Source organism: Bradyrhizobium sp. S3.12.5, assembly GCF_040548225.1.
GTDB classification, from domain to species: domain Bacteria; phylum Pseudomonadota; class Alphaproteobacteria; order Rhizobiales; family Xanthobacteraceae; genus Bradyrhizobium; species Bradyrhizobium cytisi.
In genome coordinates, this window is the sequence record NZ_JBEPRF010000021.1 from 74,066 (window position 1) to 94,292 (window position 20,227).

The following is a 20,227-nucleotide window of genomic DNA, read 5'->3' on the forward strand; positions in this document are numbered from 1 at the left end:
TCCCGTCGCCCTATCGGCTTGCTTGCATGTGGCGGCATGATGGGCGAAACAGGGCGCGCCCCGCGGTCACCAGACCCGCCGGAGCGGATGATTTTTCAGACATCGAGGTCGAGACATGGCGGGCACGGTCGAGCAGAAACTGGCGGAACAGGGCATCAAGCTGCACGAGGCCCCCACTCCCGTCGCCAATTACGTGCCGTTCGTGCGCACCGGCAATCTGCTGTTCGTCTCCGGCCAGGTCTGCTTCGATCCCGCCGGCAAGCTGATCGCCAAGGGCAAACTGGGCGCTGGCGTCTCGCTCGAGCAAGGTGCTGCGGCCGCGCGTGGCTGTGCCGTCAACCTGCTCGCACAGGTCAAGGCGGCGCTTGGCGACCTCGACAAGGTTGTGCGCGTGGTGCGTCTCGGCGGCTTCATCAACTCGGCGCCGGACTTCCTGGACGGGCCAAAGGTTCTCAACGGCGCCTCTGACCTGATGGTCGCGGCCTTCGGTGACAAGGGCCGCCACGCCCGCACCACCGTCGGCGTGGCCTCGCTGCCCGCTGATGCGGCGGTCGAGGTCGAAGGCGTGTTCGAGGTCGCCTGAGGTCAGCATCGTGCGTGCTCCGGATTGGCTGACAGCGCGGCCGGTCGCCCATCGCGGCCTGCATGACATCTCCCGCGGTATCGTCGAGAACATGCCGGGCGCGGTGCAGGCGGCGGTTGCGGGCAATTTCTCGATCGAGGTCGACATCCAGCTCTCCGCCGACGGCGAGGCCATGGTGCACCACGACCACGCGCTTGGCCGCCTCACCGAGGCCACCGGCCCGGTGGTCGCCAAGACCGCGGCGGAGCTGAAGGCCATCAGGTTCAGGGATACGCCTGAGCGGATGATGTCGCTCAGCGATCTCTGCGTCATGGTTGCCGGCCGCGTGCCGCTGGTGATCGAGGTGAAAAGCCATTTTGACGGCGACCGCAAGCTGGTGAAGCGGATGGCCGAGGTGCTGGCGTCGTATCAGGGCAAAGCGGTCGGGATGTCCTTCGACCCAGACCAGGTGCTGGCGCTGCGTGAGCTGCTGCCCTCCCGCCCGCGCGGCATCGTCGCGCAGCGGAGCTATGAGGACGAGTACTGGACCTACCTGACGCAAGCGCAGCGCGACAGCATGCTGTACCTTCGCCACGGCTTCCAAACCCAGCCCCACTTCGTCGCCTTCAAGGTCGATCACCTGCCGGCGTCCGCCCCCTGGATCGCCCGCAACCTCTTCGGCTGCGCGCTGCTCGGCTGGACCGTGCGCACGCCGGAGCAGCGGACGCGGGTTGGGCAACATGCCGATCAGATGATCTTTGAGGGCTTCGTGCCGCAGGCTTGATGTTCCCCACCCTTGAAGTCGCTGCTGCAATGCACGATCTTGGGCGCAATGCGATCATCGGAAATCACGCTGGAGGCCGTACCGTCCATTGGCGAAGTCTCGCCAGAGGATTGGGACGCCTGCGCCAATCCTGGCAAGGCCTGCAACGGGCATGGCACGGGAACCTCATCCAGGCTTCCAGCCGATTCTCTCAGCCTCTTAAGGCCCGCCTATAACCCGTTCGTATCTCACGCGTTTCTTTCCGCCGTTGAGAAATCGGGTTCAGCCACGATCCGCACCGGCTGGGGACCCCGGCATCTGGTGGCCAAGATCAACGACCGTGTCGCCGGCGTCGTGCCCTGCTATCTGAAATCGCATAGCCAAGGCGAGTACGTCTTCGACCGCGGCTGGGCCGACGCCTATGAGCGCGCCGGCGGACGCTATTACCCGAAGCTGCAGGTCTCTGTTCCCTTCACGCCGGCGACGGGGCCGCGGCTCCTGGTCCGCGACGGCGTCGACCACGAGCGGATCACGGAGGCACTGGCGAGCGGGCTGGTGGCGCTGTGCGGCGTCAGCAAGGCCTCCTCGGTGCACGTCACCTTTGCGCGCGAGGCCGAGTGGAAGCTGCTTGCCCAGCACGGCTTCCTCCAGCGCACCGACCAGCAGTTCCACTGGCGCAATGAGGGCTTTGCCACCTTCGACGATTTTCTGGCGACGCTGAACTCGCGCCACCGCAAATCGATCAAGCGCGAGCGACGCGATGCGCTACCCGCCGGCATCACCATCCATTGGCTCACAGGCAAGGACATCACCGAGGACGCCTGGGATGCCTTCTTCGAATTCTACATGGAGACCGGCTCGCGCAAATGGGGCCGTCCCTATCTCACGCGCGAGTTCTTCTCGCTGATCGGCGAGACCATGAGCCAGGACGTGCTGCTGGTGATGGCCCGCCGCAACGAGCGCTGGATCGCGGGCGCGATCAACTTCATCGGTTCGGACGCGCTGTTCGGCCGCAACTGGGGAGCGGTCGAGCATCATCCGTTCCTGCATTTCGAGGTCTGCTACTACCAGGCAATCGATTTCGCCATTAAGCGCGGCCTCACATATGTCGAGGCCGGCGCGCAGGGCGAGCACAAGATCGCGCGCGGCTACCTGCCGCGGACCACCCACTCCGCCCATTTCATCGCCGATCCTGGCCTGCGTCGCGCCATCGACGATTATCTCAAGCGCGAGCGTGCCTATGTCGCCGAGGCCGGACGCGAGCTCGCCGAGCTCGGCCCGTTCCGGAAAGGCATCGACGAGGCGCCTTGACGGTTTGCCATCGCCGGTGACAGTAAGCGCAAAACTAAGCTCAAAATTCTTGGGAGCCGCCGCCATGACCGCCTATGATCCGAACAACATCTTCGCAAAGATCCTGCGCGGCGAGTTTCCCTGCCACAAGGTCTACGAGGACGAGCATGTCTTCGCCTTCCTCGACATCATGCCGCGGGTGCCCGGCCACACGCTGGTGATCCCGAAGGCTCCTGCCCGCAACATCCTCGACATCAAGCCCGATGACTATGCTCACGTCGCCCGCGGCACGCACAAGATCGCGGCCGCCGCGATGAAGGCCTTCAAGGCCGATGGCATCACCGTGCAGCAGTTCAACGAGGCCGCCGGCGGCCAGGTGGTGTTTCATCTCCACATGCACGTGATGCCCCGCCACGACGGCGTGGCGATGCTGCCGCCCGCGAGCCGCAAGGAAGACGTCAAGGTGCTGGAAGAGAATGCGATCAAGCTGATCGCGGCGTTGAAGGGCTGATCGTTATTCCGTCTGAAAGTCCCCCGGCTGCGGCGCAGCCAATGGCGTGAACTCGCAGCGATCAGGCTTGATATCGATCAGCGGCGTGTTGTCGAGGCAATCGAGGCCACGCACGAGAATCGTGCCGCCCTCGATGCCGACCAGCTTCACGATCGAGGTGCCGATCGGATTGGGCCGGACCGGCGAGCGCAGCGAAAACGTGCCGCGGGTCTTGTCGTTGTTCTTCGGGCTCTGCAGCACGATGTCGCGGCGCGACTTGTCGAGCCAGTAGAGCACTTCGAGATTGCTGTAGAAATCGACGCCCTTGATCGCGGGCAAGAACGGCTCGAAAATCTCGAGGCGACACACCGGGCCGTCGGCGCGGCCCTGGCGCGGCGTCTCCAGCCGCGAGGTCCAGGGGGTGCGGATGCGGCCGATGAAGACGAGGCCGGCATCCTCCGTCGACGGCAGCTCGATGGCGACCTCGCCTTCGCGGAGTTCGTTTTCGCGAACCATATTTCCAGTTCCTTGGCTGTTCGCGACGGTTTTAGCCCAACCACCACTTGCCGGCCAGCATGAAGACTTCGCCGGCGACAACGCCTGCGAAGATCGAGCGGCGGGTCAGCAGGAACACAACGAGGCCGGCGCCGACCGCGCCGTAGCGCAAGGCATCCGGCACGCTGGCGAGCGCGCCGGGTGGCTCGACCACGATCTGGGCGATGACGCCGGCCAGGATCGCGGTCGCGACCGCCCTCACCCAGACCAGAAGCTCGGAGCCCTCGTCGATACCGCCGCCGAACCACAGGCCCAGCATGCGCCATATCTGGTTGGGAATGACGCCGGCGACGAACAGCAAGAGCAGCGCGTGCCAGTCGCCGATGAGTTGCGGGGCGCTCATGCGCGCACCTCCCGCCACCAATGCACGCCATAGGCAATCGTGCCCGCGGCAAGGCCGCTGACGAGGATGTCGAGGCCGGAGTTCATCTTCGCGGCCAGCGGATAGAGCAGAACCCCAAGCGCGAGCGGGACGACATCGGCGACCTCGCGGCTGTTGCGCGCGGTCGAGAACAGGAAGGATAGCGGCGTCAGCAGCAGGATCGCGGCGCCCAATGCCTGAGTCAGGTTGGCGGCGAGGAAATAGCCGATCGTGTTGGCGGTCAGACATACCGAGACCAGACCGAAGCCAAGTCCGTTCACAAAGGCGATGCGACGCTCGCGCGGCACTTGCGGCAGGAAGCGATGGCATTCGACCCACAACGTCACGGCCGTGAGATGCGCCGCAAAGAACAGCTCACGCCGCTTGGTCGTTGGTGTGCGCATCAGCGGCAGCACGGAGACCACCATCGGAAACAGCCGGATCGCGCTGACGGTGACCGCGATCGCCGACTGGATGACGGTCGCACCCGAACCGAGCGTGGTAGTCAAAATGATCTGTGCCGGCCCGGCCCAGACGAACAGTGTCGAGCACAGCGCCCAGAGCAGGCTGAAATGGCTGTCATGGGCGAGCGCGCCGATGCCGAGATAGGTCGCGAACAGCACTAGCGTCAGGATCGTCTGCGTGATTGAACGCAGCCCCCAGGCGAAGGTGCGCCACGGACTTTGCCATTGAGGAGAATTGAGCGGAGGAAACGCCAAGGGACGGCCGGTCGGGGTTGTGGAATCGGGCCTGCATAACGGGCAATGCCGGCGGCCGCGTCAAGGAAACACGCGGCGGGGCTGGCATGCGCGGCGCAATGCTGGCTAGCGCCATGCGATGCCCGGATAGATCAGATCGAACAAGCCGGTCCACGTCATGATAGCGCACAAGCCCAATATGGCTGCCAGGCAGAGCCGCTCATATGCATTGGCGAAGGCACGCCTGGTAACGATGAAGTAGGCAAGAGCAATCGCGATGAATGGCAGCTTGAGAGCATAAAGCAATCCATGCGGCGCCGACTGAACGATCGATTTGGCTACCGGCAGATCAAAAAACCTGATGTCGACAATGCTGGAGCCGATCTCGCCAACAAGGGTGGCCGCCAAAAGCGCCAAAATAGCGATCGTCCCTATCCAGTAGCGGTGGCAGATTAATCCGAATGCCAACAAGCTCCAGCCGAGGCAGATTGCGACTTTGCTCACCGGGACGGTCCCACTGATCGGATGCCCCTCCAGCTTCGCAGCCCAAAACAGGGCGTTGGCGAAGTCCGAATCCAATGCAAGCCAGAGCACGAAGCTCACCATACAAGCGCATGCCAGAGCAATTCTGTGGATCGTTCCGATGGGATCTCTGTGTGTCGCGCCCCCAATCACCTGCAGCAGCTCCAAAAGGCCCACCCTCCGCGGGGCGTTCGCTCCTTGATTGTCCTTTCACACGGCTGCACCCAGCGCAAGATCAATGCAGGCTATGATCCGCTCTTCGCAAAGCGAAAGCTCCAGCTATCGCCTACCCCGCCACGCCGCGGTTCTTCAGCACGAAGCAAGCCCCGCCCGCTTTCCGGATGCGGTTGCAGAGATCGTCCGCTTCGGGGCGCGTGTCGGTGCCGATGCGCACCTGGTAGAAGGGATGCGAACCGCGGCTGCGCATCACCGAGCTCAACAGGCTGGGATCGCGCTCGCCGATCACGGCGCTGAGGCGCGTGACGGCGCGGGAATACATCGCCAGCGCCTTGTTGCGATCGAAGCCCGCCGCGAGCTGAACGCCCCAGATCCTGGCGGCAGCGAGCTCGACATGCTGCTCGAGCTCGGCCACGAACGGGTTCGGTGCGCGCTTCAACAGCGCCATCAGGTCGCGGCAGCTCGTGGGCGGTGAGCTGGGCGGCCCCTTGCCGGTGCTGCCGGCCTTGGCCCACGCGTCAACCGTCGTGCCGGTGATGGCGTAGACGTAGTTGCGGGTTTGCTCCGGCATGCTACCACTGCCGGCGAGCCATTCCTGCACCCGCCGCGGCCCGGCATTGTAGGCGGCCGCAGCCAAGCCGAGATTGCCGAACTGATTGCGGAGCTCATTCAGGAACTCGGCCGATTTCGGCAGGGCCTGCACCGGATTGAAGGGATTGAGAAGCCCGCGCTCGCTCGCGGTGCCCGGCATGAACTGCGCGATCCCCTGCGCGTGCTCGCCGTTGCGCGTCATCGGGCCCACCGCATCGGCCTGGAAACGGCTTTCCTGCCAAATCACGCGGGCGAAGAATTCCAACGGCAGCTTGGCATCGCGCGCGGCCGCCTCAACGATCAGGCAGATCGATTCCCGCGTGTCGCTCTCGCGGCCATCCGCCGGCATCGCAGGCGGCATCGCCAGCTCCTCGACGCTGGGAACGGCAACGTTGGTCTTTGCGGGTGAGCTGTCCCAAGCCATCGCCTGTGTCGCGGACACGAGCAGTGCGGGGACGATGCGTGATGCAATTCGCGTCAGCCGTGCCCAAGTATCGCCGTGGCGCACGCGGGCGCGGCATGCAACAAGATGATCTGCCATGTCGTGGCGTCGTGCCATGGTTCGATGAGTTGCCAATAAATGCTGACTGACCTGCTTCTCCCAATGCGCTTCCCCGCCAAACGGATCCGCGCGATCCTTGCCCTCGCATTATTGATCCTGTCCGCCGCGCCAGCCATGGCGCAAGTGAACTGGCGGATGACCACCGAATATCCCGAGAACAACATATCCGGGATCGGGCTCAGCACTTTCGCCAATCGCGTGGCCGCGCGCACAAACGGTTTCGTGAGCGTGACCAACGCCTTCGACAATCAGCTGAAGATCAGCTCGGGCGAAATGCCGCGCGCGGCGCTGGACGGCCGGATCGCGGGCGGCGACGCCTTTGCAGGCGCGCTCTCGGGCCTCGACCCCGTGCTCAGCCTCTCGACGCTACCCTTCCTGGTGCAATCGGTCGACATCGCTCGCGCCGCCAATGCGCGCGCACGGCCGCTTTACGAAAAGGCCCTCGCCGCCCACGGCCTCAAGGTGCTCTATCTGACGATCTGGCCTGCGACGGGCCTGTGGTCGGACCGGTCGCTTGCAGGCGCTGACGACCTGCCGAAACTCAATTTGCGGGCTTACGATGCCAATTCCAGCGAGGTGATGAAGGCGGCCGGCGCGAACGCACAGTTCCTGCCGATGGACAAAGCGCTTGTCGGCCTGAAGGAGCATCAACTGAACGCGTTCCTCACCTCCGGCGACGGCGGCGCGGGACGCAAGCTGTGGGACTTCCTGCCCTATTTCACGGCCATCAACTACGCGATGCCGGTCTCGATCGCCTTCGTCCGCAGCGAGGCATTTGCCGCGCTACCGGAGCCGACGCAGCGCGAGGTGATGGCGGCCGCGGCCGAGACCGAGCAGAGCCAGCTCGCGCTCCTGACCCATCGCACCTCGGAGAATTATGCGCGCATGCGCGACAACGGCGTCAAGATCGCCGAGCCCGCGCCGCCATCCCTCGTCGCGGCGCTCCGAACGGCCGCAACGGGCACGATCACTGCCTGGGAGGCGCAGGCGGGCGCGGATGCCACCGCGATCGTCAAATGGACGAAGCAGCAATGATGCAACGGGTCTTGACTTGATATCCGATCCGACTAGCAACGGAACGGCAATTTCAACGCGAGCCGGCTCCTGATGGCGACAGTCTTCTTCGATCTCGACGGCACCCTGACCGACCCGAAGCCCGGTATCACCCGCTCGATCCAGTACGCCCTCGAGCGGCTGAGCCTCGCAGTGCCGAGCGAGGACGATCTGACCTGGTGCATCGGTCCGCCGCTGCATGCGAGCCTGAAGAAGCTCACCGGAACCGACGCACTGGCCGACCAGGCGCTAATGCTCTATCGCGACCGCTTCAGCAACATCGGCCTGTTCGAGAACGAGGCCTATGCCGGTATTGTCGACACGCTGACGACGATTGCCGCGACCGGCCAGCGCATGTTCGTTGCGACCAGCAAGCCCGCCGTCTACGCCAACCGCATCGTCGATCATTTTGGCCTAAAACCCTATTTCGAGCGCGTGTTCGGCTCCGAGCTCGACGGCACGCGCGTCGACAAGTGTGACCTGCTCCGTTACGCGCTGGACGAGGCCCGCGTCGATGCAAACAGCGCCATCATGATCGGCGACCGCAGCCATGACGTGGTCGGCGCCCGCACCAACGGAATGACTGCGATCGGCGTGCTCTATGGCTATGGCAGCGAGGCCGAGCTGCGGGACGCCGGCGCGCATCACATCTGCGCCGCGCACCCGGAGCTGCTTGGCCATTGCGTTGCCTAGGCGGTGACTGTCTCGACCGCCGCAAGCATCCCCGTCTTCGGATGGCAGTTGAGATATTCGAAAAACTGCTCATCGACAGTTGCCACCGTGACCTCGTGATAGAGCCGCAACTTCGCTGACGGCCCTAGCGTGGAGAGATATTTCATCGCCGCACCGAAGATTTTCACGTGGGTCGGATGCGATTCCGCCCAGCGCTCCAGCGCAGCGAGACTTTTCCACCAGCTCTGGCCGTAGGATTTTTCACTCGCCTTGCCGTCAGCCGAGAGCACTTGCATGTAGCGGTTGGCATAGCAGCCGATCGCAAGCCCGTCGTCGCGCAGGAAATCCATGCCCTCACGCAGCACCGGCTCGACATCGTCGAGATAGAGCTTGCGCTCCGACGCCTCGGTATCGCTCCAGTCCTGGCCTGAGCGGATCAGGCACAGGTTGTCGTTCGCCTTCACGCGCAGCCGCGCACCATCACGGATCAATCCCGGATTGCCGCCCGGCGACATCGGGTCGGTCTGCGACAGCGGAATGCGGTCGCGCATGCCGCCCCAATAGGCGTGCTCCTGAACCTCGCCGCTCATGCCGTCGGCGATCATCGCGACGCCTTCGGGCCTGCCGAGCGAGGAGAACAGCGTCTCGTGCCGCGCCACCGTGGGACGCAGCACCTCGATGAAGGTGCCGATGCCGTCGCGGTGCTTTCCAGTCCACGCCTCGCGTGCCGGCACAAACCAGGCGTCGAAACGCGCGATGTCGTCCCAATAGGCCACCGAGACAATGTTAGCGTGGCCGGCCTGGTCGACATAGTGCGCGCGGTCCCAATGCGAGGGACCACCTTCGCCGGCGAACAGCCCGGCGATTTCTGCGAGCGCTTCCGCCGCAGCCGCCGGCGTCGCCCCGCGATACTGCAGGCCGAAATAGGCCATCACGACGCGGCTCACCGCGGGCCTGTAGCGCGCCACGAACGATGGGTATGGCGGCTGGTAATCCTCCGGCACGCGCTTGTGGCGGGTGCGCTGTGTCTCGAGATGCAGAGGAATTGCGGATTCCATGATCGTGCCTCCCCTTGATCCCGGCGATCAGCTCGCCGCCGCGGCAATGTCCGTGGGCTCAATGGTATCCACCGGCAGCGCGAAATGCTCGACGCGCTTGTACGGCTTCTTGTTGAGCAGCAGCCGCGTGACGTCGGGCCGCGAATAATGCCCGGCGGGATCGGCAGCATTCTTGGCGACGCCGATGGCGCCGAGGTCGATCTCGGCGATCAGCAGCCCCTCCTGGTCTGGCGCCAGCTTGTCGCCGATCTGGCTGCCATCCGGGCCATAGATCGCGGCAAAACCGCCGCCCACATGCAGCAACGCGTTCTTGTCCGGCCGGTCGCAGAGCTCGTCGATCATCGCCTGCGAGACCGTCGCGCAAGGCGCGAGCACGAAGCAGGAGCCCTCCACCGCATAGACGCGCGAGGCCGCGTTGTTGACCTCGGCGCCGAGGGCCGGCGCGAACGGGTCGTACAGCGAGAAGCTCGGCCAGGCCGCGACGTGCACCTGCTCGTTCTGGGCGTACATGGCGTATTTCGACAGCGGCTGGAGATGCTCCCAGCAGCACAGCGCGCCGATGCGGCCGATGTCGGGGCGCGCATGGACCGCAAGATCGCTCCCGTCGCCCTCGCCATAGACGGTGCGCTCGGCATGCGTCGGCCGCAATTTGCGGCGGTTTGCAATTGTCTCGCCATCCGGCCCGATCAACCATTGCGCCAGATAAAGGCTGCCGCCGTCGCGCTCGGACAGGCCGATCACGGCCGTGAGCCTGGCCTTACGCACGGCATCGCGTAGCCGTTCGGCCTGCGGGCTGTCGTAAGACAGCGAATTATCAAAGTACCGCTGCACGAAGCCGCGGCCGATCGCCCAGGCCGGCGAGTCCATCCAGATGTGCCAGGGGTAGCCGGGGATGAAGGCCTCCGGAAAGGCGATCAGCTTGGCGCCCTTCTCCGCGGCGTCCCTGATCAGCGCGATCGATTTGTCGATCGAGGCGTCGAGGTCGAGCCAGGCGGGCGCCGCCTGCACCACCGCGACCTTGTATTTTGGATGTTCAATGCCCATTGCCGCCTCCATTGCCGGTTGATCGGAGATCACGTCCGATGCAGTCTATTGAGGCAAGCCGGGCGGCCGCGCGCTCGACCACGGCGGAACAAAAACTCGACTGGAAGGATCGCCGCCCCGGTACGGAACTTTCCTGCGGTCAGGCTGGATCTGCGCCACCATGCGGTTTTGCTGGATGTGAAAGGGAGGCCTGTGAGATGCCAATCCAGTTCACGACAGACGGCAGCCCCGGCTACCGCCGGCTCGCCCTCTGGCAGGACATCGTCTGCGACGTTTTCGTCGGGCTCGACTGCAAGTCGGACCTCGGCAGCGCCTTCCACGGCTCGGTCACGCAAGTCGCGCTCGGCAAGGCCGTTTGCTCCGAGGTCTGCTCAGACCGTCAGCACGTTTTCCGCACGCCCTCGCGCATCGCGCGCTCGGATCAGGATTATGTTCTCGTCGCGCTCGGCCATCGCGGCGATGGCGGCGTGGTGCAGGATGGTCGAGAGACCGTGATTCATCCCGGCGAGTTCGCGCTCTACGACACCACGCGTCCGTATGAGCTGAAGTTCAAGGACAGCTTCTCCCAGACCATCTTCAAGGTGCCGCGCGAGATGTTGCAGCGCCGGCTCGGCGGCACCGAGACACTCACCGCGATCACATTCGGGGCCGACGTACCGCTCGAGCGGCTCGCCTATGACTTCATCTTCCGCCTCTGCCAGAGCGCGGACCGGCTCGCGCCCAACAGCGCCGCCGCCCTCTCCGCGCAAGCCGTCGACCTGCTCGCCATGGCGCTGAGCGAACGGCTCGGCGGGACGTCGCTGCCGTCGTCGACCCATCGTTCCGCTCTGCTCTACCGGCTCAAGGCGCATATCCGCACACGCCTCGCCGACCCCGACCTCTCGCTCGCCGAGACCGCCGCCGCGCTCGGCATCTCCTCGCGCTACGTCAACGATCTCCTCGCCGACGAGGACACTTCGTTCCAGCGCCATGTGCTGGCCGAGCGTCTCGCCCAGTGCAAACGTGACCTCGCCTCGCCCGTGCTCGCCCAGCGCCACATCGGCGAGATTGCGTTCGCCTGGGGCTTTAACGATGTCTCGCATTTCGGCCGCGTCTTCCGCGAGCATTTCGGGATGTCACCGCGCGACTTCCGGCACAGTCAGCTGCCGCACTGAGAGCCACTCCGGTCAGCCATCATCGCAAGCCTTCGCATCAGGCGAAGGCAATGCTCGTCAATTCCAGATTGTCAGGTCGTGCAGTCTGCCTCAGGCTCGCATGCATGAGGACTCACGCGACGATAAGCGGGTCGGAGCTGTTGCTGGGTGTGATCGCGATCCGGCTCGCGGTGCTGGTCCTGGTGGGCTGGGGCTTGACGCTCCTGCCCCGGCAGGCGCGTGACAGCGAGGCTGCCTGCGTCGCATCGTCAGCAGCCAGGGTCGAAGCGCAACCTCCTGCGACGACGGTCGGCGCGCGCGTCGCAGACGCAACATTTGATGACATGCGTCTGCACGACTAGGCCATTTTCCAAGCAAGGCGGGTATGTCAGCGCGCGATAGGACAACGCGGCTGCTTGCATTACGATCTGCTTCCAAGGCCGCGCCAATCAATCAGCGGCCACGAGGAGCAATTCGATGGAACACCGACGCTTGGGCCGGTCCGGCCTCATGGTGCCCGCTTTGAGCCTTGGCACGGGCACGTTCGGCGGCGTTGGCCGTCTCGCGGCCTGGGGGACGACCGACGCCACGGAAGCGCGGCGCCTGCTGGACATTTGTCTCGAGGCCGGCGTGTCGATGTTCGATACCGCCGACGTCTATTCGCTCGGTGAATCCGAGCGGGTCCTCGGTGAAGCCATCAAGGGCCGCCGCGACAAGGTGCTGGTCTCGACCAAGGCCACGTTCCGCTTTGGCGACGGCCCCAACGACATCGGCTCGTCACGCCAGCATCTGCTCGCGGCCGTTGACGGCTCGCTCGGCCGGCTCGGCACCGATTATATCGACCTGTTCCAGCTCCATGCCTTCGACGCCTTCACCCCGCCCGAAGAGGTGCTGAGCACCCTCGATACCCTCGTGCGCGCCGGCAAGATCCGCTATGTCGGTGTCTCGAATTTCTCGGGCTGGCACCTGATGAAGTCGCTTGGCGTTGCCGACAAGCACGGTTTCCCACGCTACGTCGCCAACCAGACCTACTATTCGCTGGTCGGGCGCGATTATGAGTGGGAGCTGATGCCGCTTGGCCTCGATCAGGGGCTCGGCGCCGTGGTCTGGTCACCGCTCGGATGGGGCCGCCTCACCGGAAAGATTCGCCGCGGCCAGCCGAAGCCTGAAGTGAGCCGCCTGCCCCAGACCGCCGATTTCGGGCCGCCCGTACCGGACGAACACGTCTATCGGGTCGTCGAGGCCATCGACGAGGTCGCAAAGGAGACAGGCAAGAGCGTCTCCCAGATCGCGCTGAACTGGCTGCTGCAGCGTCCGACCGTTTCGACGCTGATCATCGGCGCCCGCAACGAAACACAGTTGCGCGAAAATCTCGGCGCGGTCGGATGGTCCTTGACCAAGGACCAGATCGAAGCGCTCGACGCGGCTAGCAAGGTGACGTTGCCCTATCCGTACTGGCACCAGCGGGGGACCTTCTCCGACCGCAATCCGCCGCCGGTGTAGTTGGCTTACCAGCAGCGGCTGGACATCGCGCTGGTGAGCCTGCGAGAGCCTGACCGATCCATGCCAGTGGCAGCGGGAGACCTGCTTCCGGCACAGGAACCGTCCGTGTCCTGCCGGGTTGCGATGCATCGCGCAATTTCCTAATCCGGAGATCATCACGGCTCGAATCAAGCACGCCTCCACCATGTCGTCCGTCCCGATCGAGCATGCCGACGGCCTGCCACAGCCCCAGCGCAATCAGGCGATCCTGACCATTGCGCTCGGCATCACCATGGCCGTCGTCGACAGCGCCATCGCCAATGTCGCGTTGCCGACGATCGCAGCCGACCTGAATGCGAGCCCCGCCTTCTCGATCTGGATCGTCAACGGCTACCAGCTCGCGATCACGATCTCGCTGCTGCCGCTGGCGTCGCTCGGCGAGATCGTCGGCTATCGTCGCGTCTATCTGGTCGGACTCGTGCTGTTCACGCTTGCATCCGCTTTCTGCGCACTGGCGCATACGCTGCCGCTGCTGACCATCGCGCGCATCGTCCAGGGATTTGGTGCGGCCGGCATCATGAGCGTCAACGCGGCGCTGGTTCGCTTTACCTATCCGCGCAACCTGCTCGGCCGCGGCATCGGGCTCAACGCGCTCGTCGTCGCCTTCTCCGCCGCGGTCGGGCCGACGCTCGCCGCCGGCATTCTCGCAGTCGGCAGCTGGCCCTGGCTGTTCGCCATCAACGTTCCGCTCGGCGCGATCACGCTGGTCCTCGGCCTGCGCAGCCTGCCGCATACGATTCCGGCGAGCCATTCCTTCGACTGGCAGAGCGCGGGGCTGTCGGCGATCACCTTCGGCGTCGGCATCGCCGCGATCGACAGCGTCGGCCACGGCGAGGCGCCGATCACTTGGCTCGTCCAGTTCGCCATCGCGATCGTCGCCGGCGCGTTGCTCATCTATCGCGAGACGCACATGAAGTCGCCGCTGCTGCCGGTCGACCTGTTGCGCATCCCGGTGTTCGGGCTCTCGATTGCGACCTCGATCGCCTCGTTCTGCGGGCAGATGCTGGCCTTCGTCGCGATCCCCTTCTACCTGCAGAGCCGCTTCGGCTACTCGGCCGTGCATATGGGCCTCTTGATCACGCCGTGGCCAATCGCGGTGGCGTTTGCCGCTCCGCTGGCCGGGCGCCTGGTCGAGCACTATCCGGCCGGCCTGCTCGGCGGCATCGGGCTGACGCTGTTCGCCTGTGGCCTCGCCGCACTCGCCGTCCTGCCCGCCAGCCCGGCGCCGCTCGACGTGGTCTGGCGGATGGCGCTGGCGGGCGCCGGCTTCGGCCTGTTCCAGACGCCCAACAACCGCACCATGATCGCCGCCGCGCCGCGCCAACGCGCCGGCGGCGCGAGCGGCATGCTGGGCACGGCACGCCTGCTCGGCCAAACCACCGGAGCTGCGCTGGTCGCGCTGTTCCTCGGCCGCTATCCCGTTGAGGGAACCCGGATCGCGCTTTTCACCGGCGTTGGCTTTGCCATGTGCGGCGCGATGCTGAGCATGCTGCGGCTGTCGCCCGCGGGTGCGCGCGGCGCCGAGCATGTCCGCGTCCAGGACGACCAGCGCCTGCGGGGCGAATGACAGGCGTTCATGCACAGGCTCCCGTTGCTCCCAGGCGCAACCTGTGCGTGGCTTAACTATCCAGACATATGAGGGATTGCTCTCCCGCTCCGGTTGCGCTTCATTTGCGCCGGGACAAGGGGCATTTCATGCGTTCATTTGGAATAGTGGCGCTCAGCGTCATGCTGGGCGGCTGCGCGTCTGTCACGCGCGGCACGACCGAGAACATCAGCATTTCATCGACACCGTCTGGCGTTGAAGCCGTCGTCAGCGGGTTGGAAGTGCCAACGACCTGCACGACGCCGTGCTCCGTGGTCGTCAAGCGGAACGCCGACATCTCCATCGCCTTCCAGAAGGAAGGCTATAAACCGCAGATCGTGCCGCTCAGCCGGGACATCCAGACCGGAGGGGCCGCCGGCTTCGCAGGCAATCTCCTGCTTGGCGGTGTCGTCGGCATGGGCGTCGATGCCGCGACGGGCGCCGCAACCGATCACAAGCCGAATCCGGTCATCGTCACGATGCAGCCGTCCCCCGCTCCCCGCGCGCGGCCGTCCGCCCCAAGGAAACCGCGGCCACCGGCTGCGGCCGCCCCCGAAGCCGGCACCTAGATTCAGGCACCGCCATGCCAACAAAAAGGCCGGCTTTTCAGCCGGCCTTTTCGATTCATGATGCGCCGATCAAGCCTTGACGAGCGGCCCCTTCGAGGTCGGCCCCTTGGAGCCGCCGGGGCCGCCTGGCTTGGACTTGCCCGGCGGGCGCTTGCGGGCGCCGGGCAGCTTTTCCTGCTTCGGCGTGACCGGGCCCTCGACGAACTCGAAGCCGATCTTTTCCTTGGTCTCGTCGGTTTCGTCCTTGACCAGGACGACGCGAACGTGGCCACCGCCCTTGAGCTTGCCGAATAGCACCTCGTCGGCCAGGGGCTTCTTGATGTGCTCCTGGATGACACGGGCCATTGGCCGCGCACCCATCTGCTCGTCATAGCCGTGCTTGACCAGCCAGGCCTTGGCGGGCTCCGACAGCTCGATCGTGACGTCGCGGTCGCCAAGCTGCGCCTCGAGCTGGAGCACGAACTTCTCGACCACAGTGCCGATCACCTCGACGCTGAGATGGCCGAACGAGACGACAGCATCGAGGCGGTTGCGGAATTCCGGCGCGAACTGCCGGTTGATCGCCTCGTGGTCGTCGCCCTCCCGCTTCGAGCGTGTGAAGCCGAACGCCTGCTTGGCGAGATCCGAAGCGCCCGCATTCGTGGTCATGATCAGGATCACGTTGCGGAAGTTGACCTGCTTGCCATTGTGGTCGGTGAGCCGGCCGTGATCCATGATCTGGAGCAGCACGTTGTAAAGGTCAGGATGCGCCTTCTCGATTTCGTCGAGCAGCACAACGCAATGTGGATGCTGATCGACGCCGTCGGTCAGAAGGCCGCCCTGGTCGAAGCCGACATAGCCCGGAGGCGCGCCGATCAGGCGCGACACGGTGTGCCGCTCCATGTATTCGGACATGTCGAAGCGCAGCAGCTCGACGCCGAGCGACGCCGCGAGTTGCTTGGCCACCTCGGTCTTGCCGACACCGGTCGGACCCGAGAACAGGTAGCAGCCGATCGGCTTCTCCGGCTCGCGCAGGCCCGCGCGTGCGAGCTTGATCGAAGCGGCAAGGGACTCGATCGCCTTGTCCTGGCCGAACACGGTGCGCTTCAGGGTCTGCTCGAGATGCTTGAGCACCTCGGCATCGTCCTTCGACACACTCTTCGGCGGGATCCGCGCCATCGAGGCGATCGTGGTCTCGATCTCCTTGATGCCGATCGTCTTCTTGCGCTTGTTCTCGGCAACCAGCATCTGCGCCGCACCGGACTCGTCGATCACGTCGATCGCCTTGTCGGGCAGCTTGCGGTCGTGGATGTAGCGCGAGGAGAGCTGCACGGCAGCCTCGATCGCCTCATTGGTGTACTTCAGCCGGTGATAGTCCTCGAAGTACGGCTTGAGGCCCTTGAGGATGGCGATCGCGTCCTCGACCGTCGGCTCGTTGATGTCGATCTTCTGGAAGCGCCGCACCAGCGCGCGGTCCTTCTCGAAGTGCTGACGGTATTCCTTGTAGGTGGTCGAGCCCATGCAGCGGATCGTGCCCGAGGCGAGCGCAGGCTTGAGCAGGTTCGATGCGTCCATCGCGCCGCCCGACGTCGCGCCCGCACCGATCACGGTGTGGATCTCGTCGATGAACAGGATGGCGTTGGGATGCGCCTCGAGCTCCTTCAGCACCTGCTTGAGGCGCTCCTCGAAGTCGCCGCGATAGCGTGTGCCCGCGAGCAGCGTGCCCATGTCGAGCGAGAACACGGTCGCAGCCGCCAGCACCTCCGGCACCTCGCTGTCGACGATGCGCTTGGCAAGGCCCTCCGCGATCGCAGTCTTGCCGACCCCGGCCTCGCCCACGAACAGCGGATTGTTCTTCTGGCGGCGGCACAGCACCTGGATCGCGCGGTTGATCTCGGAATTGCGTCCGATCACCGGATCGATCTTGCCGTCACGCGCCTTCTTGTTGAGGTTGACGCAATACGTATCGAGCGCCTCGCCCTTCTTCTTGGCGTCCTCGGCCCCCTTGGTCTCGGTCTCCTCGTCGACGCCGCGCACCGGCCGCGCCTCGGAGACGCCCGGCCGTTTGGCAATGCCGTGGCTGATGTAGTTGACGGCATCGTAGCGCGTCATGTCCTGCTCCTGCAGGAAGTACGCGGCATGGCTCTCGCGCTCGGCGAAGATCGCGATCAACACGTTCGCACCGGTCACCTCTTCGCGACCGGAGGACTGCACGTGGATCACCGCGCGCTGGATCACGCGCTGGAAACCGGCGGTCGGCTTGGCGTCGTCGGCGCCATCCGTCACCAGATTTTCGAATTCGGTCTCAAGATAATTGACGAGGCTCGTGCGGAGCTTGTCGAGATCGACGCTACAGGCGCGCATGACCGCGGCTGCATCGGAATCATCGATCAGCGAGAGCAGTAGATGCTCGAGCGTCGCGTATTGGTGGTGACGCTCGTTGGCGATCGCCAGTGCACGATGCAGGGATTGTTCAAGGCTTTGGGAAAAAGTCGGCATTCGCGTCCTCTATGGCCCCCACCATCATGATCGCCATCGCCCGGTCAGGCAACAACAACCTTTGTCACATATAGTTATACAAGACCGCGGCAAAAGACCGGTTCCGCGACTCGGTGGGCATTACGCGCCCCACCGCATTCTCAATGCAAAACCCGTTCCGATTTGGGCAAAACTACCCGTTTGGGCAGGATTGGCGTCGGCGCCGATTTTCGCCGGATCATGCAGCGGTATCCGCTGACATCACACACCGCACGAACAGAACCGATCTGGACAGCTCGGGACTCGAACGCGCAGTTACTTCTTTTCCATCACGCATTGCAGCGGATGCTGGTGCTTGCGGGCGAAATCCATCACCTGCGTCACCTTGGTCTCGGCAATCTCGTAGGTGAACACGCCGCACTCGCCGATCCCGTGATGATGGACGTGCAGCATGATCTTGGTCGCGGCCTCGACATCCTTCTGGAAGAACTTCTCCAGCACGTGGACGACGAATTCCATCGGCGTGTAGTCGTCGTTGAGGATCAGCACGCGATAGAGGTTGGGCCGCTTGGTCTTTGGCTTGACCTTGGTGATGACGGACGTGTTCGGACCCGCCGGTCCACCGGAACGGTTCTCATCGTTGCTCATTCGGGGAGCGTGGGCGGCGGCGGCCGCGGACGGATCGAGTCTGGAAGTCACTTGCGGCATGGCTCAGGCGTTCAAATTCCCCACGGAAGCGTATGGCGGGTTGCCGCGCGGTCCCGCACCGGGGAGCCTCGCACGGGCGCGCCGCCCTGTTGGATCGCCGCTTCCAACCGGTCCGGTCGAAGCCGGATCGATTGCAGGGAATATGGGCCCGCCCCCGGCTCGCCGCAAGCGTGCAACGGCCGAGCCGATGTGGCCGCGGCGGTCCCGATTCCCGGTTCGGGCGATCCGGGCCAAGGTTAACCAATCCGGACCGATTTGCCAAAATAATCCGTCCTCGGTTTCACCGACATTAACCAGGAACCCCTTCAGCGGCGGGGTCGCGACCTTTTGCGCGCAATTGGCCCCGGTTTTGTACGGCCAAATTTACCTGGTCTTCAACCGCGCGCCCCGAAATCAGGCAAACCAGAGATTTCGGGGAAAGTCATGTTTCGCCTGCCCGCCGCCCGGTGCATTCGTCGACCCCTGGCTCGCTTTGCCGCCGCCGAGCAAGCCAACGTCGCCGTCATCTTCGCGATCATGCTGTTCCCGACCATCTATTTGTTGGGCATGACGCTCGATTACACCCAGGCCCAACGCCGGCAATCGCAGCTGGACGCCGCTGCCGATGCCGCCGCAATCGCGGCCGTGACGCCGTCGATGATGTCCCAAAGCACGACAGTCGCACAGACGACCGCCACGAATATCTTCAATGCAACGGCAAACGCAATCGCCGGCGGCCTGACGGGGAATCCGATCCTGACGGTCAACGTCGGCAACACCGGCCTGGTGCGCACTGCGACCGTCAGCTACACCGCGAACTCCAGCAACGCCTTCCCGACGTTGCTCGGCGCCCCCGTGTGGCCAATCAGGGGCGCAGCGACGGCCAGCGCCTCCGGCGCGCCGAACATCAACTTCTATCTGCTGCTCGACGACTCGCCATCGATGGGAATTGCAGCGACGTCGGACGATATCACCAAAATGATAGCCGCGACCGCGAGCCAGCCCTCCGGCTCGAGGAGCTGCGCGTTCGCCTGTCATGAAACGCATCCCAATCTCGACAGCGGCGCGAGCGCCTCGACCAAGGACAACCTCAGCATCGCACTCAGCAAGAACATCACGTTGCGCATCGACCTCGTGGCCCAGGCGACCGCAAGTCTCATGCGCACCGCGCAAACCGTACAGGCGGCGCAGAACAACACCTACAGGGCTGCGATCTATACATTCGACTACGGATTCAACACGGTTTATGCGCCGTCGGGGCTGCCATCCGCCGACCTGTCGAGTGCCGCGACCTCGGCCGCCAACAACATCTCGCTTCTCACCGTCGACCATCAGAACTGCGTCGTTTCGGGGAGCTGCACCACCGACTATGGCACAGACATCGAAAACGCGCTCACGAGCGTCAACAACCTCATGCCCTTACCCGGCGGAGGATCCAATCAGACCGGGGATACACCTCAGGAAGTGGTGTTCCTCGTCACCGACGGGGTCGATGACAAGATGGTGTCGCTGAGCTCGTCCTGCAGCGGAACGCCGCTTGCCAACGGCTCCAAGTATCGGTGCCAGCAGCCGATCAACACATCGGTATGCACGACGATCAAGAACCGGGGAATTCGCATCGCGGTGCTTTATACCGAGTACCTGCCGCTCACAGGCAACAACTGGTACGATTCCTACATCGCGCCATTCAACAATCCTTCGTCGTCGACCGGACAGATCGCGCAAAACGCGAAGTCCTGCGCGTCGCCCGGCTTGTTCTACGACGTCCAATCAGGCGGCGACATCACCGACGCACTCAAGAAACTGTTCCTGCTGGTCGTGGAAACGGCCCCTCACCTGACGAACTGAGCTAACGT

General features: G+C 64.5%; 21 protein-coding genes. 12 read left to right on the forward strand and 9 right to left on the reverse strand.

What is annotated here, in order from left to right; genetic code table 11:
• Window positions 1-115 precede the first annotated feature (115 nt).
• The 4 genes from ABIC09_RS27715 (at window position 116) to ABIC09_RS27730 (ending at window position 3,126) form a co-directional block, all read left to right on the forward strand.
• Complete coding sequence (locus ABIC09_RS27715) at window positions 116-583, forward strand: RidA family protein (RefSeq protein WP_354032626.1); 468 nt, start codon at window positions 116-118, stop codon at window positions 581-583.
• 10 nt (window positions 584-593) lie between these two features.
• Window positions 594-1,346, forward strand: coding sequence for a glycerophosphodiester phosphodiesterase (locus tag ABIC09_RS27720; protein ID WP_354111233.1), 753 nt, complete (start codon window positions 594-596; stop codon window positions 1,344-1,346).
• Between the two features lie 48 nt (window positions 1,347-1,394).
• On the forward strand, window positions 1,395-2,636 hold the full coding sequence (locus ABIC09_RS27725) for a GNAT family N-acetyltransferase (protein ID WP_354083665.1): 1,242 nt from the start codon (window positions 1,395-1,397) through the stop codon (window positions 2,634-2,636).
• A 64-nt stretch (window positions 2,637-2,700) separates the two neighbouring features.
• A complete protein-coding gene (locus ABIC09_RS27730) occupies window positions 2,701-3,126 on the forward strand; it encodes an HIT domain-containing protein (RefSeq protein WP_354111234.1) in 426 nt (141 codons plus the stop codon).
• A gap of 3 nt (window positions 3,127-3,129) precedes the next feature.
• On the opposite strand, the gene tsaA is transcribed toward ABIC09_RS27730, so the two are convergent.
• The 5 genes from tsaA to ABIC09_RS27755 form a co-directional block, all read right to left on the reverse strand.
• Window positions 3,130-3,621 (reverse strand): tRNA (N6-threonylcarbamoyladenosine(37)-N6)-methyltransferase TrmO, encoded by a 492-nt coding sequence (tsaA, locus tag ABIC09_RS27735; protein WP_148754876.1) that lies wholly within the window; start codon window positions 3,619-3,621, stop codon window positions 3,130-3,132.
• Between the two features lie 31 nt (window positions 3,622-3,652).
• Window positions 3,653-4,003 carry an AzlD domain-containing protein gene (locus ABIC09_RS27740; RefSeq protein ID WP_354032622.1) on the reverse strand — a complete coding sequence of 117 codons (351 nt, stop codon included), beginning with the start codon at window positions 4,001-4,003 and terminating at the stop codon, window positions 3,653-3,655.
• The gene (locus tag ABIC09_RS27745; protein WP_354111235.1) at window positions 4,000-4,740 is read right to left on the reverse strand and encodes an AzlC family ABC transporter permease; all 741 of its coding nucleotides are present in this window, start codon (window positions 4,738-4,740) and stop codon (window positions 4,000-4,002) included. Before ABIC09_RS27745 ends, ABIC09_RS27740 begins: the two co-directional genes overlap by 4 nt.
• 105 nt (window positions 4,741-4,845) lie before the next feature.
• Entirely contained in the window at window positions 4,846-5,409 is a 564-nt protein-coding gene (locus ABIC09_RS27750; protein ID WP_354111236.1) for a hypothetical protein, read from the reverse strand.
• A gap of 118 nt (window positions 5,410-5,527) precedes the next feature.
• Window positions 5,528-6,550, reverse strand: coding sequence for a transglycosylase SLT domain-containing protein (locus ABIC09_RS27755; RefSeq protein ID WP_354111237.1), 1,023 nt, complete (start codon window positions 6,548-6,550; stop codon window positions 5,528-5,530).
• A 39-nt stretch (window positions 6,551-6,589) separates the two neighbouring features.
• Between ABIC09_RS27755 and ABIC09_RS27760 the strand changes: the two genes are divergently transcribed.
• Together ABIC09_RS27760 and ABIC09_RS27765 are read left to right on the forward strand one after the other, a co-directional pair.
• Entirely contained in the window at window positions 6,590-7,606 is a 1,017-nt protein-coding gene (locus tag ABIC09_RS27760) for a TRAP transporter substrate-binding protein (RefSeq protein WP_354111238.1), read from the forward strand.
• A 72-nt stretch (window positions 7,607-7,678) separates the two neighbouring features.
• A complete protein-coding gene (locus ABIC09_RS27765; protein ID WP_354111239.1) occupies window positions 7,679-8,317 on the forward strand; it encodes an HAD family hydrolase in 639 nt (212 codons plus the stop codon).
• Here the strand turns inward: ABIC09_RS27765 and ABIC09_RS27770 are convergent.
• Together ABIC09_RS27770 and ABIC09_RS27775 are read right to left on the reverse strand one after the other, a co-directional pair.
• Window positions 8,314-9,354, reverse strand: coding sequence for a phenylacetaldoxime dehydratase family protein (locus ABIC09_RS27770; RefSeq protein ID WP_354083669.1), 1,041 nt, complete (start codon window positions 9,352-9,354; stop codon window positions 8,314-8,316). The genes ABIC09_RS27765 and ABIC09_RS27770 overlap by 4 nt on opposite strands.
• 27 nt (window positions 9,355-9,381) lie before the next feature.
• Window positions 9,382-10,398 carry a carbon-nitrogen hydrolase family protein gene (locus tag ABIC09_RS27775; RefSeq protein ID WP_354111240.1) on the reverse strand — a complete coding sequence of 339 codons (1,017 nt, stop codon included), beginning with the start codon at window positions 10,396-10,398 and terminating at the stop codon, window positions 9,382-9,384.
• 197 nt (window positions 10,399-10,595) lie between these two features.
• Between ABIC09_RS27775 and ABIC09_RS27780 the strand changes: the two genes are divergently transcribed.
• From ABIC09_RS27780 to ABIC09_RS27800, 5 genes are all read left to right on the forward strand, one after another.
• Window positions 10,596-11,552: an AraC-like ligand-binding domain-containing protein gene (locus ABIC09_RS27780; protein ID WP_354111241.1), complete on the forward strand. Its 957-nt coding sequence runs from the start codon at window positions 10,596-10,598 to the stop codon at window positions 11,550-11,552.
• A gap of 104 nt (window positions 11,553-11,656) precedes the next feature.
• Window positions 11,657-11,893 (forward strand): hypothetical protein, encoded by a 237-nt coding sequence (locus ABIC09_RS27785; RefSeq protein WP_148754866.1) that lies wholly within the window; start codon window positions 11,657-11,659, stop codon window positions 11,891-11,893.
• Between the two features lie 115 nt (window positions 11,894-12,008).
• Complete coding sequence (locus ABIC09_RS27790; RefSeq protein ID WP_148754865.1) at window positions 12,009-13,034, forward strand: aldo/keto reductase; 1,026 nt, start codon at window positions 12,009-12,011, stop codon at window positions 13,032-13,034.
• Window positions 13,035-13,218: 184 nt separating this feature from the next.
• Window positions 13,219-14,640, forward strand: coding sequence for an MFS transporter (locus ABIC09_RS27795; RefSeq protein ID WP_354111242.1), 1,422 nt, complete (start codon window positions 13,219-13,221; stop codon window positions 14,638-14,640).
• A 128-nt stretch (window positions 14,641-14,768) separates the two neighbouring features.
• Window positions 14,769-15,227 (forward strand): translation initiation factor 2, encoded by a 459-nt coding sequence (locus ABIC09_RS27800; RefSeq protein ID WP_354111243.1) that lies wholly within the window; start codon window positions 14,769-14,771, stop codon window positions 15,225-15,227.
• A gap of 69 nt (window positions 15,228-15,296) precedes the next feature.
• On the opposite strand, the gene clpA is transcribed toward ABIC09_RS27800, so the two are convergent.
• Both clpA and clpS read right to left on the reverse strand, forming a co-directional pair.
• Window positions 15,297-17,705, reverse strand: coding sequence for an ATP-dependent Clp protease ATP-binding subunit ClpA (gene clpA / locus ABIC09_RS27805; protein ID WP_148754862.1), 2,409 nt, complete (start codon window positions 17,703-17,705; stop codon window positions 15,297-15,299).
• Window positions 17,706-17,999: 294 nt separating this feature from the next.
• On the reverse strand, window positions 18,000-18,332 hold the full coding sequence (clpS, locus tag ABIC09_RS27810; protein WP_027530069.1) for an ATP-dependent Clp protease adapter ClpS: 333 nt from the start codon (window positions 18,330-18,332) through the stop codon (window positions 18,000-18,002).
• A gap of 483 nt (window positions 18,333-18,815) precedes the next feature.
• Here clpS and ABIC09_RS27815 point away from each other — a divergent pair, with 483 nt between their 5' ends.
• Window positions 18,816-20,219, forward strand: coding sequence for a TadE/TadG family type IV pilus assembly protein (locus tag ABIC09_RS27815; RefSeq protein ID WP_354032802.1), 1,404 nt, complete (start codon window positions 18,816-18,818; stop codon window positions 20,217-20,219).
• The last annotated feature ends 8 nt before the right edge of the window (window positions 20,220-20,227 follow it).